Here is a 15,435-nt window from a genome sequence, read left to right as displayed (position 1 = left end):
CTGTCGCCCCTTCCTAGACCGGCGCGCTGAGGGCGTCGGCCGGTGGCACCCGGTCGATCTCGTCCCACAGCAGGGTGAGGTGGAGACCGAGGTGTTCGGGGGAGCCGCCCTCGCTGCCCGCGTCGCGACGCAGCTCCCAGACCAGCTCGCGCAGGTTTGCGACGCTACGCGCCATGAGCACCTCGGGGATGTACGAATCGAACCGTGACGCCGCCGCGCGGTCGCGACACCAGAGGACGACCGGCAGTCCGGCGGTGACCGCGGCGCCGATCGCCGCCTGGATGTGCCGTTCGGCGCCGCTGACGAACAGCACGAGACAGACCGGGTAGTCGTCGTTGCCGAGCAGTCGGGCGTGCAGGTGCTGCGCGACATACGGCTCGGTGAGCCGCTCGAAGGCGACCGCCCGGGCCTGCACGGCGGAACCCTGCTCGCGCAGCCGCCGGTGCCGCGTCCGCCAGCGGGGACGCATCAGGGAGTTGCGCATCCGGGTGAGGTCGCGGACGACCACCGGGTAGTGCACGCCGAGTGCCGTGTAGAGCCCCGGAGCCGCCACCTGCCACCGGTCGAACTCGTAGTCGAGCAGGGGACGGGGCACGATGAACTCGACAGTCAGTTGACCGATCTCGGCGGTACTGCGACTGGCCAGTTCGGTGAGCGCCTCATCGATCTTGAGCTGGATCTGCTCCAGTCGGAACCGATCCTCCGGCCCGTCCGGCATGCGTTCCCAGTGCCACGGCAGCCGGCCGGGATCGCCCGGGGTCACCAACCAGGCCTCGAACAGGTACCGGGAGGCGTCGATGCCGTCCATGTCCAGCAGCACCACGAAGTAGGAGCGGTACTGGTCGCCGTCCGAGGGTCTGGGACCGCCCGTCGACCTGGGCGGCGGCGGGGACGCCGCCGGACCGGGTGGAACCCCCATCCGCCGGGCGACCGCGTCGGCGAGGCGGCCGGCGATCCGGCGGGCCGGTAGGGCGACCCGGCCCGCCAGGTCGTCCAAAAAGGCGACCAGCGGCGGGCGTACGTCAGGGTCGGAGACCGCGTCCTCCAGCTCCCGGAGTACGGCCGCCAGGTCGGTGACCGGTGGGCGCACCCGCGGACCGAGCCGCGCCACCGCGCCGCGGCAAAGGTCCAGCAGCACCCGCGGATCGAGGCCGTCGGCCAGTTCGACGATCTGGCCGCGTTCGTCGGCGGTGAGGATCTCCGGCGGCAGGTGGATGGCGACGAGTGCGCGGAAACGGTCCAGTTCCGGGCTCTCACCGTCCACCGCCGCAACCGCCTCGGGCAACAGCCGGAGCGCCCCCGGTACCTCCTCGCAGGCCGCGACGAGTCCCCAGAGGTCGGCGAAGGGCACGTCGGAGCGGCGGAAGACCGGCTCGCCCTCGATCAGGTGGCCGAGTTGCCGGATGTACCGGTCGCGGTGGGTGCGTACCTCGGCACCGGTGAGCGCGAGCATCGCGTCGACCAGCCGGCGGTGGTCGTGGGATTCGAGGGTCACCGGCGCCGCCACCCGAGCGCACTTCGGCAACGCCGAAGGACACCGCTATCGACCATGTCTCCTCCGATGCGATGCCGAGAACCACCCATTGCGGCGGGTCTACAGATAGTACGGAGGCAACCGCCCACGGTAGAAGCCTCCGCACGGGGGAAATCAATTAGCTTAAATTGAACGCATCGGACGGATCGGTGGAATACCGACCGCCGCCAGCGGTGCGGGCCGGTCCGTCGCCCGCAGCGCCTCATGACCGGTGTGAATGGCGTTGCGGATGTCCGCCACCACCGCTCCGCCCCCGTCCGGCACCGGTGCGCGTAACGCGTCCCGTACGCCGAGCTGGCGGGCGTGCAGCAGGGAGATCAGCTCGTCTCGGCGTACCTCCACGGTCCGCTGGACCTCCCGCAGCCGCGCCAGCGGTGACCGCCGTACTCCCTCGGGCCCGCCGTCGCCGGCCGGACCGCCGGACCAGGCCGGATCGGTGGCGCGCAGCCGGGTGCGGGCGACGTGGAGCCGGCGGATCTGCGCCTCGCCGCAGGCGATGGCCTCCTGGACGGCCGGTCCGATCTCCATGCCCGCGGCCTCGCACTCCACCGCAATCTCCGGGTCGAGCAGGAACGCGCGGGTCAGCGCCGCACCGTCACCGGCCCACGCCGCGGAGAGCACCAGCAGCGGCGGGCACAGCGGCAACGCGTCGACGGAGTCGGTCAGCACCTGCGCCGCGCGCTGGTCGCCGCCCGCCCGCAGCGTGACGACCGCGAGCAGCAGCGCCCCGGCGGTCAGCGCGGCCGTCGGCGCCGGGTGGTCTGGCGCGGCCTCCCGCAGCCCTCCGGCGGCCGCCGCGAACGCGTGGCCTGCGGCCCGCCAGCGTCCGCCGATCGCGTGGCTGATCCCGAGTCCCCACCAGGCACCGGCCGTCCCGTCGCCGCGCACCGCCGCCCCGAACTGGGTGGTCGCCTCGTCCCAGCCGCCCGCCCGCAGGGCCAGCCAACCCTTACGGTCGGCCAAACCCCGCAGCATCCGCTCCACCGGTTCGGGCAACCCCGCCTCCCAGTGCAGGCGCTCCGCCGCCCAGGGGACGGGCCGCTGGCGGGGCGGGACCGGACCGTCCGACCGGTCGGCACCGCGCGCGTCCCGAACCTCCACCCCGGCCGGCGGCAGGGGCGCGGTCCGGCCGGCCGCCGTGGCCAGGGCTGGGCCCCGGGCGCTCCGGGCGACGTAGAGGTCGCCCTCGCCGTACATCCAGCGGCGGGGCGTCTGCCCGCCGGCCACCGCGACCGAGTCCCTGACGTACCGGTAGAGCTCGTCGGCGGATACCAGTCCGTCACCGTCCAAGTCGGCGTCACCGGTGCGCAGTCCCTCGATCACCGCGCCGGCGAAGACGGAGTGCCGTGGGTTGTCGGTCAGCGGCAGTGGCTCGCCGGCCGGCTCCCAGGCGTACTCGTGGGCGGTGGTGGCGGTCAGGACGGCGCGGCCGGTGCCCTCGCCCGGGAACAGGTCCCCGCCGCGGACGCCCGCGTCGCCCTGGTGGGTCAACACCCGCGACACCGCCCCGCTGAAGCAGCAGTCCAGCAGCAGGACCATCCGCTGACAGGCCGAGCGGTTGAGCAGTCGGTTGATCAGTTCCGTGGGAAGCGCGGTGGCCGGCAGGTCGTCGACGTCCGTGTCGGCCAGAGCGAGGTAGAGCAGCCCGTCGATGTCGCGTCGACCGTGGCAGGCGAAGAAGATCAGCAGGTGGTCCGACCGGCCGGCCGACCGCAGCAGTCGGGCGATCTCCAGCCGGGCCTCGTGCTCGGTCGGGTTGACCAGCAGTCGTACGTCGTAGGCACCGACCGTCGGGTCACCGAGCAGCCGGGCCAGCACCTGGACGTCGTGCGCCGGAGACCGGAGGCGGGACAGCTTGGGATCCTCGTACTCGTCACAGGCGATCAACAGGGCGCGTCTGCGCGTCACCGGGGAAGTTTCCGGTCGAGCCAGGTCTGGGCGATGCGGCGCTGGTCGGCGGCGGAGACTCCGGTGAGTTCGAGTTCGCTGCCGTCCGGCTCGACGATCCGCACGCCGCGTCCCTGGCGCTGGCCGGCCCAGGCGACGAGGAGTTCCAGCACCGCGATGATCGACGGGAGAGCGGGTTCGATGGCCAGCGCGACGGCACCGATCATCTCGATCTCGCCGGCACGGGTGCCGTCCGGCGCGACCTCGGTCGGTGCGGGCAACCGTTCCCCGTACGGCGCCAGTTCCAGGGCCAGCTGCCGGGCACCGAGTTCCAGCTCGCCAGGTCCGTCCTCCGGGCCCCCGAACAGGAGCGCGGCGATCGGCAGCCCGCTGTGGTCAGCCATCAGGTTCCTCCCCGGGTACGGATCCGTCCGCGTCAATTGCACCATCGGTGGTCAACGCGCCCGGCCGGCGCCGCTCTCATCTCGGTCACGAGCGGACGAGGCGCACGCCGGTCGCGAGCAGCCAGACGAGCCAGGCGACGAACCCTAGGAGCCCGACGAAGATCAGCGGCGAGCCGTCGGCGATCGCGAGGTTGCCCAGCCCCGCAGCGAGCAGCAGGCTCCCGCCCACCATGCCCAGCAGGCGCTGCCAAGCCGGAGTCAGCCCGCTCGCGTGCGCGGCGAGGGCCGAGCCGATGCAGGTGGTGCCGAGCATCGGCAGCGCCAGCGCGAACGCCGCTGCGTGAATCTGCCAGACGAGCCCGAACGCGGGCGTCGGCTCGGCGAGCGCGCTGGCGGCGAGCGCGCTGGCGGAGAGCGCGAGCCCGATCTGCAGGACGTTGACGAGCACGAAGATGGCCGACAGCGTTGCGCCAGCGGTCAAGGCGAGGCGCGACCAGTCGGTGCCCGCTCCGCCGCGCCGCTTTACGAGGCCGTGCAGGCCCGTCACGAACACGAGCAGCAGCGGCAGGTACACGGCTACCAGACCGGACACGATCGCGACCGCGTCGCGGTTGGCCGCGTAGTAGGCCAGCACTTCCTCGATCGGAGCGCCGTAGGGCAGCGCGCCCGTCACCGCAAACAACACGTTCTCTGTCACCACCAACACCGCGAACGCGATCGCCGCGGCACCGACGAGCCGGCCTCGAACGAACCAACTGCGGGCTGGTGTGGTGGCGGTGTTCTTCGGTGATCCCATCTCTTACTCCTTCGTTGCGGTCGGATGACCGGCGGGTTGTCGAGCGGGTTCGGGGATTGTTTCGCTGATTCGTACACCGTACTACGGTTTAGTACACCGTACGATGAAAGTACGCTTGACGATTGTCAAGCCGTTCGAGCGAGTGAGGAGACCCGTGTCCGGGAGGAAAAAACGCCAGGTCGCGCCCGACGCGGGGCTGAGCAAGCAACGAGTGGTCATCGAGGCCATCCGGATCGCCGACCGCGAGGGGGTCCACGCGCTGAGCATGCGCCGGCTGGCCGGCGCGCTCGGCGCGGGCGCGATGTCGCTCTACTACTACGTAGCGAACAAGGAGGAACTGCTGGACGCCATGATCGACATCGTGTTCGAGGAGATCGAGCTCCCGCCCGACGAGACCGACTGGCAGTCGGCGATGCGACGGCGGTCGGTGTCCGCCCGACAGGTTCTCGCCCGCCACCCGTGGGCGATCGGCCTGATGGAGTCGCGGACGTCGCCGGGGCCCGCGCACCTGCGCCACCGCGAAGCGGTCACCGCCTGCCTGCGAAGGGCCGGCTTCTCGGTTCTGATGGCGACGCACGCCAACTGGTTGCTCGACGTCTACGTCTACGGTTTCGCCCTACAGGAAAGCAGCCTGCCGTTCGACACCGCCGATGACTTCGCGGACATGGCCGAGGACGTCTACCTGCCCCAGCTTTCTCCTGACGAGTTCCCCTACCTCAACGAGTCCGCCGCAGCGCTCGTCGCTGCCGGCTACGACCCGGCAGAGGAGTTCATCTTCGGCCTCGACCTCATCCTGGCCGCCCTCGAGCCCCTAAGAGCCTCCACATAGCAACCCTCAACGACCGTCGCGGTGATGGCCGACGGCGTCGCGGCCTTGGTCCGTCGTGGCCCTGGGTCCCTGTCATGCAGCCGGTGCCCCCTTTTTGGCCTGCGCGGCGGTGACGGCGAGGTAGGCGTGGGTGCACAGAACGCGACTTCGGCCTCCGCTCATGCCGCCCGATGCTGCGCCGAGGAGATTCGGACTTGTGGGGACCGTACGGCGCGCCGATGATGGCGATGTGATCATCGACGGCTTGCCGGTCCCGTCGGTGCTCCTCAATGCGGTGCGGCAAGGTCGGTGGGTGGCCCCAGACCGCTCGTCCTCGACGTACCGCGACGTCTTCGGCGATGACGCGGTGGTCCCACAGTTCCTCCCCCTGAGTCGGATGACGGCCAACAGACGCTGGCTCGACGACATGCCTGAGGACTATCGCGGGTTCTATCTCGGCCAGCCGGACCGGCAGCGCCCGCCTGGCGACGTGGATCCTGACCAGTCTCTCCTGATCGGTGACCTCGGCCCCGACCAGCCGTTCGCGCTGGACTACAGACCTTCCTTGGCCGCCCCGTCAGTGATCTACCTCAGCACAACGGCGGACTGGATCGAGGTTGCGCCCAACATTGAGACGCTGATCGAACGCCTCGGGATCTAACCGCGCGAGGGGACTTCACGCACTCTTCCGGCCGCCGTCCGTGCGCGCCAGCCAGCGGGGAGACCTTCGCGCTCCTGTTCCGTGCAGAAGCGTCCCGAACTGGCCGATGAGAGTGAACCCGCCGGAAGAAGGGCGCTGTCACGGCGAGCCGGGCGGTCAGAAGACGTAGGACGTGTAGTTGTAGGGTCGGCTTCGTTCATAGATGGCGCGCAACTGTGGTTGCCTGACCTCGGGCAGTCGGGCCAGGACGCTGAGGAAGATGTGGCCGTCGGGCTCGAAGCGGTAGCCCGGGAGCAGTGCCGGCAGGGCCTCCGGCGGGACCGGGGCCGACCGCCCGACCGGCTTCGGGGTGTGGTGGAACGCGAGGTGCCGCCAGCTGTCTCAGGCCAGCGGGACCGGTTTCACCGGCGGGGCCACCGGCCAGGGTTCGCCGGTCTGCGGATGTTCCGGGATGAGGGCGAAGTCGCCGTCGGCGTCCGGAAGGCCGGGCCCGGCCAGGACCAGGATGCGCTCCGGCCTCGTACCTATCGGGCCGACGAGACGGCCGAGAGCGGGCCGGAAGACCTCGGCAACCTGGTGATCCGGGATCAGGATCGGGTCGCCGCCCGAGGCAGCCAGCAAGTGTGCCAGCGCCGAGGCTGCGGCGGCCGCCCACATCGGGTGCCAGCCGCCGCCCGGTTCGGACGGCGGAATACCGGGCCGCTGGTCGATCAGGTCCGCCCAGTCGAGCACCGGGTGCGGGCCGGGACCGTCCTCGATTACGCGGGTGGTCAGCGGGTCCAGCCAGATCGCCTGCCGCAGACCACAGTCGTCGATCCGGGTGGCCACCGGGGTGCCGCAGGTGACGCAGACCATGTTGGGCTCGCCGCCGTCGAGGCCACAGCACGCGGAGTCGCCGACCCGTGCCGGGTCGATGACGGCGTCGCGGACGTCTCCCGGGGTGAGCAACACTCGGTCGACCGGCCCGGCGGAGATGCTGAACCTGGGCGCGTACCAGCCGAGCGCCTCGGCCTCACCGGCTTCGAGTTCGGCCCACCGGCGCCACGGCGAGCCAGAGGGGAGCGGATTCACCGCGAACGTGCCGGGCTCCAGTGCCGGCGCAAGCGACCCCGGCCCGTTCCCGTACTTCTGGTCCGCGTGGACGGGCAGCGCCACCCTCGACAACGGAACTGTCAGAGTGGCGTCGCAGCTCCTGCAGCCGAAGACTGTCATGTATCCCCCGCGTGTCGACGACGCCAATCTAGATCATCGGCCCGGCCCGCCGGTCGCGCTGCGGTCCGTGCCGCGCGGACCTCCCGCGACATTCCTGTGTCGGCAGGCTGCGCCCCCAGGACCTCGACGGGGTACGCGCGGCAGTTCGTCAGACCGGGTCAGGATCCCATGGGGCTGGCATGAGGCGCCGGATGTCGGTCCATCGGCCGGAGCGTCGGAGGCTGCCGACCAGTTCGACGGCGTCGATCGCGGTCTGGCCAGCCTCCCGGCCGGTGTAGAAGTCGGCGGGGACGGGGGTGTTGCGGTATCTCCAGTCGGCTCTGATCCGGCGCAGTTCGCGCGCTTTGCGAGGGAGGTCTCGTAGCGGGCCGCGAAGTTCCTTGGCGGTGACGTGCGCGGTGCCGTTCGCGTCGATGTCGACGATCACTTCGACGAGCGGGGTGCCGGCAGGCGTGGCGGTGAGGCCGGACAGTTCGAGAAGGGCGATACTCGCGTTCTGCTCCGCGTCGGCATGATCGCCTTCGACGATGTGGAAGACCATGTCGGTCTGGCCGGGCCGGGTGGTCGCGACGACGGTCGAGGTGAGCGTGGGAATGGTGCGGTTGCGCTTCACGATCGTCGTGGTCCTGTCGGGCTGGGTCTGCACGCCGATTGTCATCGGGGTGACATCGAGGAGCAGGACGTCTTTGAGATGCCCGGTCAGGACGCCCGCCTCGAGGGCGGCGCCGGTGACGATGCCCTCGGGGATGAGGCCACGGTAGGCCTGCTTGCCGCGGGTGAGCCGGCGCATCAGGCCTGCGATTGCGGGCATCCTGGTGGCTCCGCCGACCAGCACGATGTGGTCGAGGTCCGGCAGGGCAATCCCGGCGTCCCTGACGGCCTGCTCGACCGGGCGGGCACAGCGTTCGAGGACATCCCGGGTGACGGCCTCGAACTCGTCCCTGGTAACCCTCTCGTCCACGTGCAGTGGGCCGTCTGCGCCGGTGGTGAGGTACGGGAGCCGGACGTCGGCCACGACGGCGGACGACAGCTCGACCTTCGCGGCCTCGGCTGCTTCGAGCAGCCGGTGCCGCGCGGTGGGGTCGCCGGAGACATCGACGCCGGATCGTTCGTGGATGCGGTGCGCCAGATGCGCGGCGAGGCGCCGGTCCCAGTCGTCGCCGCCGAGGTGGTTGTCGCCCGATGTGGCCTTGACGTCGCAGACGCCATCGGCGATCTCGACGAGAGACACGTCGAGGGTGCCGCCGCCGAGGTCAAAGATGAGCGCGGTGGCGTCGGCGGCGCGGTTGAGCCCGAAGGTCATCGCAGCGGCGGTCGGCTCGTTGATCATGCGGAGCACCCTGATCCCGGCGGCTTCGGCGGCCCTGACCAGTGCGGCCCGCTGAGGTCGCCGGAAGTACGCCGGAACCGTGAGGATCGCGCCGCGGAAGGGACCGCCGAGGTACGCCTCGGCGTCCTCGCGTAGTTGGGCGAGGATGTGCTGCGCTACCTGTTCCGCGGTGAGCCGGAGGTCGCCGCGAGTGATGCTCCATTCGGTGCCGAGCCTGACCTTCACCGAACGCACCGTGTGGTCCGGGTTGGCCAGTGCCTGTCGCTTGGCGGCCGCGCCGACCAGGATCTGGCCGTCCGCGCCGATGGCGACCAGGCTCGGCGTGGTCAGCGCCCCTTCGGGGTTCGGGATCAGGCGCACGTCGTCGCCCTCGAGAACGGCGATCGACGAGTTGGTGGTGCCGAAGTCGATCCCGACGGGCATGTCACCGGCCGCCCGACGCGGAGGCGTCGGCCGGGCGGTCGGCCGGGCCGTGGGCAGGTCACCGAGGCCTCGCGCGTGCCACAGTTCACGGGCGCGGCGAGCCACCTCGCGGTCCATGTCGACGACGAGACCAAGCAACGCGGTGCGCGCGGCCTCACGGCTCTGCTCCCGGACACTGCCGAGGAGCCGCTCGACCAGATGCAGGCTGCCGATCCGTTTCCACGACTGGGGATCGGTCACGGCACCACGCATCTCCGCGAGCAGGTCGGTGTCGGCGTGGCGTGCACTGCGGGCCAGATAGATGGCGCCTTGGGCGCTGTCCACGCTCAGCGTCGGAGTTTGCCCAGGCACGCGCTGGCGGACCTGCTCGTGGACATATTCGTACAGCTCATCGACGGAGACCAACCCGTCGCCGTCGAGGTCGGCCGAACCATCTCGCAGGCCACGCACGACAGCGGAGGTGAAGACCGACGGCTGCGACCGGGCCCGGCTCGACCGGACGTTCTGCTCGCCCTCATGCGCGTACTGCAGGGAGGTCGACGCCGTGAGCACCATCCGCCCGTTGCCCGCGAACGGTTCGGCGACGTCCACGGCGGGCGTCGACCCGGAGCGGCGCAGCGTATTGATGGTGAACGCACCGCTGTAGCAGCAGTCCAGCATGAGCACGATACGGCGGCTGCGACTCTGCGCCATCCGGTCGGCCACGAATTCGGCCGAGACAGCCGTGGAACCCGGAAAATCCCGCTCGGTATCGCGCACCACGAAGTAGAGCCGGTTCCGCAAATCCTTCCAGCCGTGCAGTGACAGATGCAGTAGGAGCAGGTCGTCGGACCGGGCGGCATCGAAGAACCCCTCCAGAGCGCGCATCACCGCACGCTGCTCAGCGTCCACCAGCTGATCGACAGCGAAATCGCCGATCGAAGGATCGGCCAGCACCTCGGCCAGCGCCGCCGCGTCCGCCGCCGCCGCCGGAAGATCCTCGAAATGCTCATCCTCGTATCGGCTGTTGGCGATGATGAGCGCCCGGTTGGTCATCTAACCGTCCGCGTGCCGGCGCAGGAAATCCTCGAGCGCCCGCTGCCGCATCGCATCCGACGCGCCGGTCAACTCCAGCTCATCCGAGCCGATCTTCAGCCGGATCGTGCCCGAACGCCGGCGTGCCAGCCAGTCCTGCACCAGGCCGATCAACATGGGCAACGTCGCCCCACTGCCACCCACCGCCACCAGTAAGGCACCCAGTTCCACACCACCGGCCGCCCGGGTGCCAGGCGGAGGCGACTCCTCCGACACTCGCTCGATCTGGTCGAGATGGAGATTGCGCAGCTCGGCGATCAGGTACTGGAGGTCCTGCTCGATGTACTCCCGATCGTCATCGTCGCCCTCAAGCACCAGCAGGATCGATGCGCCATCCACGGACACCACAGCCTTCCACACAGGACACATCGATCACACCAGACGGCGGCTCTCGGGAACCGCCAGATTACCGACACACCCAGACGACGCGCCGTGACCTCGACGGTGCTCCGCCCCCAGGGTTCCGGGATCCTGCTGCTGGGAGCCGGGGTCGTCGGCGAATCCGGTGGTACGTGGATCGGGACGAGTTGCACGCCCAGGACCCACTCGCCGTCGACCGCGACGCTGTGCCAGTCCTTGTCACGTCACGTCGGTGATACGCGGCGAGCCGTCAGCCTTCGGTCACGCTGAGTGTGGATACCCGGCGAAGATGTCGCAACGGATGTCGAGAACGACCTGGCGGCTCCGTCTCAGAAGCGAGCGCGGCCACTGCCGCCATACGACACCAGGGAGGTCCGGCATGATCCAGCGGATGGACAACGTCCTCATCGTTGTCGACGATCTTGATGCGGTTATTTCGTTCTTCGTCGAACTTGGCATGGAGCTGGAGGGCAAGGGGCCAATCGAGGGACGTTGGGTGGAGCGTGTCATCGGAGTCGATGGCGTCCGGCAGGATGTCGCGATGCTGCGCACGCCGGACGGCCACGGTCGGATCGAGCTGGCGAGATTCCACACGCCGCAGGCGATCAGCGCCGAGCCGAAGGACGCGCCGGCGAACACGCTGGGCATTCGTCGCATCATGTTCGCCGTGAACGACATCGAGAACGTCGTTACCCGCCTGCGCGTCCACGGCGCCGAACTTGTCGGCGAACTGGCGCAGTACGAGGACAGGTATCGGCTCTGCTACGTCCGAGGGCCCGAGGGCATCCTCGTCGGACTGGCCGAACAGCTCCGCTGAAACGACCGCGGTCCTCATTCTTCAGGTTCGAAGATCACATCCACGCTCATGCCGCAATCGGCGGGTCACCCTTGCTGGTCCTTCGTGCCGTGGTCCGAGGTGAACCTCCGCAACCAACTGGTGAAGATCGGCATAGGATCTCTGCGTGTTGGGAGTGCACTTCGCGATCACGCCGGAGCAGGAGCGGTCGCTGCTCGCGGCCGCCGATGACGGCGACGGCGACGCGGTGGACGAACTCATCGAGGAGATCGAGGAGTCGTGGGCCGAGGACGGCCTGAAGGTCGACACCGACAAGGCATGGGACACCATCCACCGGTGCCTGACCGACGGCACCCTCGAACCCGACGGTGGTGAGTATCCGTTGAGCCATGCGGTGCTCGGTGGGCGCCGGCTGCACGAGGAGTACGTCGTGGTCTACCTCACGGTGGACGAGGCCCGGGACGTGGCCGCCGCTCTGCAGTCCGTCGACCGACGCGAGCTGCGCCAGCGGTTCGACGCCATCGACGACCCCGACTATCGCGGTGCCCTCGACGACGCCGACTTCGACTACACCTGGGATAACCTCGTCGAGGTGCGGGCGTTCTACCAGCGGGCTGCGGCCGCGGGGCGTGCGGTGGTCTTCACCGCCACCTGAACTGGGCACTGATCTGCCGGCAAAGCGGGCGCTGAGGAGACCGACCCCTTGAGAGAGTCTTCCATAGCTGGTCGAGGGGAGAGCCGACTCTCGACGACCGGTCGTGACGATGGCGGTGAGCAACAGCAGGACGGTATGTCGCAGAGGTGGTCGACGCTTCGGGAGATCGAGGCAGCGCTGGTGCGATGTGAGCAGGGTCTGGGTTGGGAGAGGCCGGTGCTGCATGGCGTCGGCTTCATTCCTCGCGTCATCGAGCACGGCTTGGACGCGACGATCGCCTCCGTCGTTCCGCAGCGGGAGATCGGGTTCGTGCGGGTCAACGCGCGCGAGGACCTGCTATCGGCTGCAGTGCTGGCCACGGTCACGGGGTGGCGTGGTGGCAGCGGCTCGGTGCGGCTGGGGCAGGCGCAGCTTGCGGAGGCGATCGGGATGTTGGCGCCGACCGAGGCATGCCGGGAGGTCGAGCATCCGAACCTGCGGATCTGGCGTGAGATCCAGGGCTGGGAGTGGGACGACGATCCGCTGATCGTGGTCTTCGACGTCGACCCGGAAGCACCGAGCGACGATCCCCATGTGATCGCGCTGCGGGAGGTGGTCCTGTCGGGCCGGCAGTCGGTACCGCCCGGCGAGGTCCGAGTGTGGCCCCCACCAGGCGCTGACGGGCATCGTCTGCAGAAGGTCTGGGAGACCCGTTGGCCGCAGGTCGCACCCATCAGTCACCACCTCAAGCGGCTGGATGACCACTGGGTGAGATTTCATGGCCTGCCTGATTCAAAGCGCTACGCCGACAGCGAGTCCGAGTACGCCACCATCCTGCACCGGCACAACACCATTCTCGATGAAATTCGCGGCGATACCGCGGACCTGCTCGTGATCACGCTGGAAGTGGCGTTCACGCCAGTGCCCCGACGTCGAACGCCGATCCTGCATGATCTGCTACCGGACGGTGAATGCTGGTGGGTGCTGTCCTGGCCAGACCTCGATCCCGACCTTGCCTTCGCCCACACCTACGTCAACCGCGTCGCCTGGAAGCCCGGTCGCCTCGATCGACTGCTTCGTGAAGTCGCTGACGACCGGATCGCTTATGTGATCATCGCGCCGCCTGATCTGGCTTGGCTCTACGCGCCCTACGACGGTGGCGCGGACGTACTGCTGGCGAACATCGCGCGACGCGACGTCCTACGTGACCGTCATCGCCAATGGCTGTCAAACCACCCCGCCGGACTCTGATCCCAGCAGCCACTCGACCACCCATCGGACGTCCTGTCATGCCGCCCACACTGCTCGATCCGCCGATCGGTCCGTCACTGATCGGTCGCTATCGGTACGCCGCCGAGTTCGGCGAGCACACGCTGCCTCAAGATCTCGTACTGCTCACGGCATCGTCGAGGGGCGCCCGGTGGCCGCTGCTGCACCTGACCGCCGACGATGACTTCTTCCTGCCGGAACTGGTCCGCCGTCAGATCTACGTCCTGGCCGTCGGGTAGCCGATTCCAGTAGTGGTGACCAATCTTGGCGTCCTGCACGAAGACTTCGCCGAGGATCAGCTCTCCACCGAGCAGTTCCTGGACGACCAGCGCAGTCACTCCGCACTGACCCCGAGCGGGGTTGTCTGGCCGCCAATCCTGCAAGTCGTGCGGGTCGCAGGTGTCCGCTGCCCAGCTCGCCCGAAGTATGGGGCGCAGTACCTCCAGGTCGAGCATCCGAGGACCTCCCAGCTCGTCAAACACAAACGCAGGACGCGTCCCGAAGGGTGGGCCCTCGACCGGATCGAGAGTCAAGGGGAAGATCTCCGCCGGGTCGTTCGACAGCATGAAAGAGCACCCCGAGCGGGATCCTCTAGCCGCAGGGTAAGCGTCGGGCCACACGACGAGAGCACGATTGCGTACGGCGCACGTCGCGCGAAGGACCGCTGACGGTGGTACGGGTGGGCATCGATCGGTACGTTCGCTGGCTGCAGCGGATGGATCCGTAGTGGAGCGGAGCCTGATGATCACGGGATACGACACGGTCCTCATCACGGCCGCGCCGGTCGACGCTGGCATTCGAGTGATGCTGGACGATCTGCGTGGCAGATGGCCGAACATGTTGGTCGCTTTGGGCGGGGACCACGTCGGACCCTTTCTGCCGTGGCGGACGACGCGGGCGCAGGTACCGGCTGGCGCAGGTGAGGTGTACGTCGCGCGCGATGCGGAGATGGAACGGCGCTGGGACGATCTCGGGTACTCGCTCATGGAGCAGGCCGAGGGACCGTTCGCAGTGCTCTACCAGTCCGCCAGCCAGCCGGCGGTCGAGATTCAACTGAATGAAGATCCCTACGAACGAAGAGGATTCGGCTTCGAGCCCTACCCGGCGACGTTGGTCACCGCCGGGTTGTCGCTGGTCACTCTCGTTACGCCGGACGGGGACAGCACCTTCAGCCAAGGTCTGCTCCACGCGCTCAGACAGGCGCTGGTCAGCCAGGCACGCGGCTGATCCTTCCGCTGCTACCTGAGCCGGCAGCGGGTGAGCATGTTCGACAGCCTCGTCGGATCCAACCTGCAGTGACCGGTACGGCAGCGCCTTCAGTCGCAGCGATCGCTGGGGTCGCGTGGCGGCACGACTTCTCCCAATGGGACGCACCGCCGCGACAACTGCTCGCAGACGCGGGTCTCTTGGCAAAATGACCCGCATGACGTCAGGTCTCGCCCACCGTCGCGCGCCTGCCGCTGATGTCGGGAGCGCGCGGCTGGGCACTGGGTCGGCCATCGTCGTCTCCGCACGCCCGGGACCGGTGAGGGCGCGGTGACCGGGCAGCGGCGTCGTTACCGTCACGTGGCCCGCCTGTACGACCTGATCTCGCTGGAGTGGCCTGTCTATCGAGCGGGTCGGGCGGCGGGCGTCGCAGCGGCCGATCTGCGGCCTGGGGGCCGGGTGCTGGACATCGGCTGCGGGACGGGACTGACCATCCCCCTCGCCCGGGCCGCGGTGGGATCCGGCGGTACGGTGGTCGGCGTCGACGCCAGCAGGCAGATGCTGGGACAGGCGCGGTCGCGGGTCGAGCGTGGTGGTTGGCGAAACGTCGACCTTGTTCTCGCGGACGCGGCGCGCCTGCCAGCGGCGCTGCGGTCCGGTGCGGCGTTCGACGCGGTGTTGTTCATGTACGCGCTCAGCGTCATCGGCGACTGGCGACCGGCGTTCCAGCAGGCGGTCGGCCTGCTGCGGCCCGGCGGTCGGATGACAGTGGTCGACCTGGCCCTGCCGGCGGGTCGCTGGCGGATCCTGTCGCCGGCCGCGCGGCTGGCCTGCCGGGTTGGCGGGTCAGACCCCCACCGGCACCCGTGGACGCTGCTGGACAGCGGCTTCACCGACGTCACGCACGAGGTGATGCGCGGTGGGCACGTGCACGTGGTCTCCGGCACGCGAGCCGCCCACCCTTGACCTCGCCGGGCTTACCGGTCGGTGACGAGTTCCCGTACGGGCGTGCTGGCCGGTGCGCCGCCGGGTAGCGTCGCG

14 protein-coding genes and 1 pseudogene are annotated in these 15,435 nt (G+C 69.4%); 7 read left to right on the top strand and 8 right to left on the bottom strand.

The window, feature by feature from the left end; translation table 11 throughout:
* Positions 1 to 13: 13 nt before the first annotated feature.
* The 4 genes from O7597_RS31205 to O7597_RS31190 all read right to left on the bottom strand — a co-directional run bounded on the left by O7597_RS31205 (position 14) and on the right by O7597_RS31190 (position 4,621).
* Complete coding sequence (locus O7597_RS31205) at positions 14 to 1,495, bottom strand: hypothetical protein (protein ID WP_281581589.1); 1,482 nt, start codon at positions 1,493 to 1,495, stop codon at positions 14 to 16.
* Between the two features lie 162 nt (positions 1,496 to 1,657).
* Positions 1,658 to 3,442 carry a caspase family protein gene (locus O7597_RS31200; RefSeq protein ID WP_269742275.1) on the bottom strand — a complete coding sequence of 595 codons (1,785 nt, stop codon included), beginning with the start codon at positions 3,440 to 3,442 and terminating at the stop codon, positions 1,658 to 1,660.
* Positions 3,439 to 3,825, bottom strand: coding sequence for a hypothetical protein (locus tag O7597_RS31195; protein WP_281581588.1), 387 nt, complete (start codon positions 3,823 to 3,825; stop codon positions 3,439 to 3,441). Before O7597_RS31195 ends, O7597_RS31200 begins: the two co-directional genes overlap by 4 nt.
* An 85-nt stretch (positions 3,826 to 3,910) precedes the next feature.
* On the bottom strand, positions 3,911 to 4,621 hold the full coding sequence (locus O7597_RS31190) for a hypothetical protein (RefSeq protein WP_281581587.1): 711 nt from the start codon (positions 4,619 to 4,621) through the stop codon (positions 3,911 to 3,913).
* Between the two features lie 154 nt (positions 4,622 to 4,775).
* Between O7597_RS31190 and O7597_RS31185 the strand changes: the two genes are divergently transcribed.
* Positions 4,776 to 5,450, top strand: coding sequence for a TetR/AcrR family transcriptional regulator (locus O7597_RS31185; RefSeq protein WP_332317193.1), 675 nt, complete (start codon positions 4,776 to 4,778; stop codon positions 5,448 to 5,450).
* Between the two features lie 196 nt (positions 5,451 to 5,646).
* Positions 5,647 to 6,090 carry an SMI1/KNR4 family protein gene (locus O7597_RS31180; protein WP_269742271.1) on the top strand — a complete coding sequence of 148 codons (444 nt, stop codon included), beginning with the start codon at positions 5,647 to 5,649 and terminating at the stop codon, positions 6,088 to 6,090.
* 156 nt (positions 6,091 to 6,246) lie between these two features.
* Here the strand turns inward: O7597_RS31180 and O7597_RS31175 are convergent.
* From O7597_RS31175 to O7597_RS31165, 3 genes and pseudogenes are all read right to left on the bottom strand, one after another.
* Positions 6,247 to 7,302, bottom strand: a pseudogene (locus O7597_RS31175) (hypothetical protein).
* Between the two features lie 148 nt (positions 7,303 to 7,450).
* Positions 7,451 to 10,090, bottom strand: a complete 2,640-nt coding sequence (locus O7597_RS31170) for an Hsp70 family protein (protein ID WP_269742269.1) — start codon at positions 10,088 to 10,090, stop codon at positions 7,451 to 7,453.
* Complete coding sequence (locus tag O7597_RS31165) at positions 10,091 to 10,468, bottom strand: hypothetical protein (RefSeq protein WP_269742268.1); 378 nt, start codon at positions 10,466 to 10,468, stop codon at positions 10,091 to 10,093.
* A 400-nt stretch (positions 10,469 to 10,868) separates the two neighbouring features.
* On the opposite strand from O7597_RS31165, the gene O7597_RS31160 reads away from it, so the two are divergent.
* The 3 genes from O7597_RS31160 to O7597_RS31150 all read left to right on the top strand — a co-directional run bounded on the left by O7597_RS31160 (position 10,869) and on the right by O7597_RS31150 (position 13,170).
* On the top strand, positions 10,869 to 11,306 hold the full coding sequence (locus O7597_RS31160) for a VOC family protein (RefSeq protein ID WP_269742267.1): 438 nt from the start codon (positions 10,869 to 10,871) through the stop codon (positions 11,304 to 11,306).
* 145 nt (positions 11,307 to 11,451) lie between these two features.
* A complete protein-coding gene (locus tag O7597_RS31155; RefSeq protein ID WP_269742266.1) occupies positions 11,452 to 11,940 on the top strand; it encodes a DUF1877 family protein in 489 nt (162 codons plus the stop codon).
* Between the two features lie 216 nt (positions 11,941 to 12,156).
* The gene (locus tag O7597_RS31150; RefSeq protein WP_269742265.1) at positions 12,157 to 13,170 is read left to right on the top strand and encodes a hypothetical protein; all 1,014 of its coding nucleotides are present in this window, start codon (positions 12,157 to 12,159) and stop codon (positions 13,168 to 13,170) included.
* Between the two features lie 74 nt (positions 13,171 to 13,244).
* Here the strand turns inward: O7597_RS31150 and O7597_RS31145 are convergent, their stop codons facing one another.
* Complete coding sequence (locus O7597_RS31145; protein WP_269742264.1) at positions 13,245 to 13,754, bottom strand: hypothetical protein; 510 nt, start codon at positions 13,752 to 13,754, stop codon at positions 13,245 to 13,247.
* Positions 13,755 to 13,914: 160 nt separating this feature from the next.
* Here O7597_RS31145 and O7597_RS31140 point away from each other — a divergent pair, with 160 nt between their 5' ends.
* Together O7597_RS31140 and O7597_RS31135 are read left to right on the top strand one after the other, a co-directional pair.
* Positions 13,915 to 14,415: a hypothetical protein gene (locus O7597_RS31140; protein WP_281581585.1), complete on the top strand. Its 501-nt coding sequence runs from the start codon at positions 13,915 to 13,917 to the stop codon at positions 14,413 to 14,415.
* A gap of 309 nt (positions 14,416 to 14,724) precedes the next feature.
* Positions 14,725 to 15,360, top strand: a complete 636-nt coding sequence (locus O7597_RS31135) for a class I SAM-dependent methyltransferase (protein ID WP_269742262.1) — start codon at positions 14,725 to 14,727, stop codon at positions 15,358 to 15,360.
* Positions 15,361 to 15,435: the final 75 nt, after the last annotated feature.

Source organism: Verrucosispora sp. WMMC514, from assembly GCF_027497295.1.
GTDB lineage: Bacteria > Actinomycetota > Actinomycetes > Mycobacteriales > Micromonosporaceae > Micromonospora > Micromonospora palythoicola.
The sequence above is the reverse complement of the archived record's forward strand: the minus strand, read 5'-3'. Positions and strand labels throughout refer to the sequence as shown.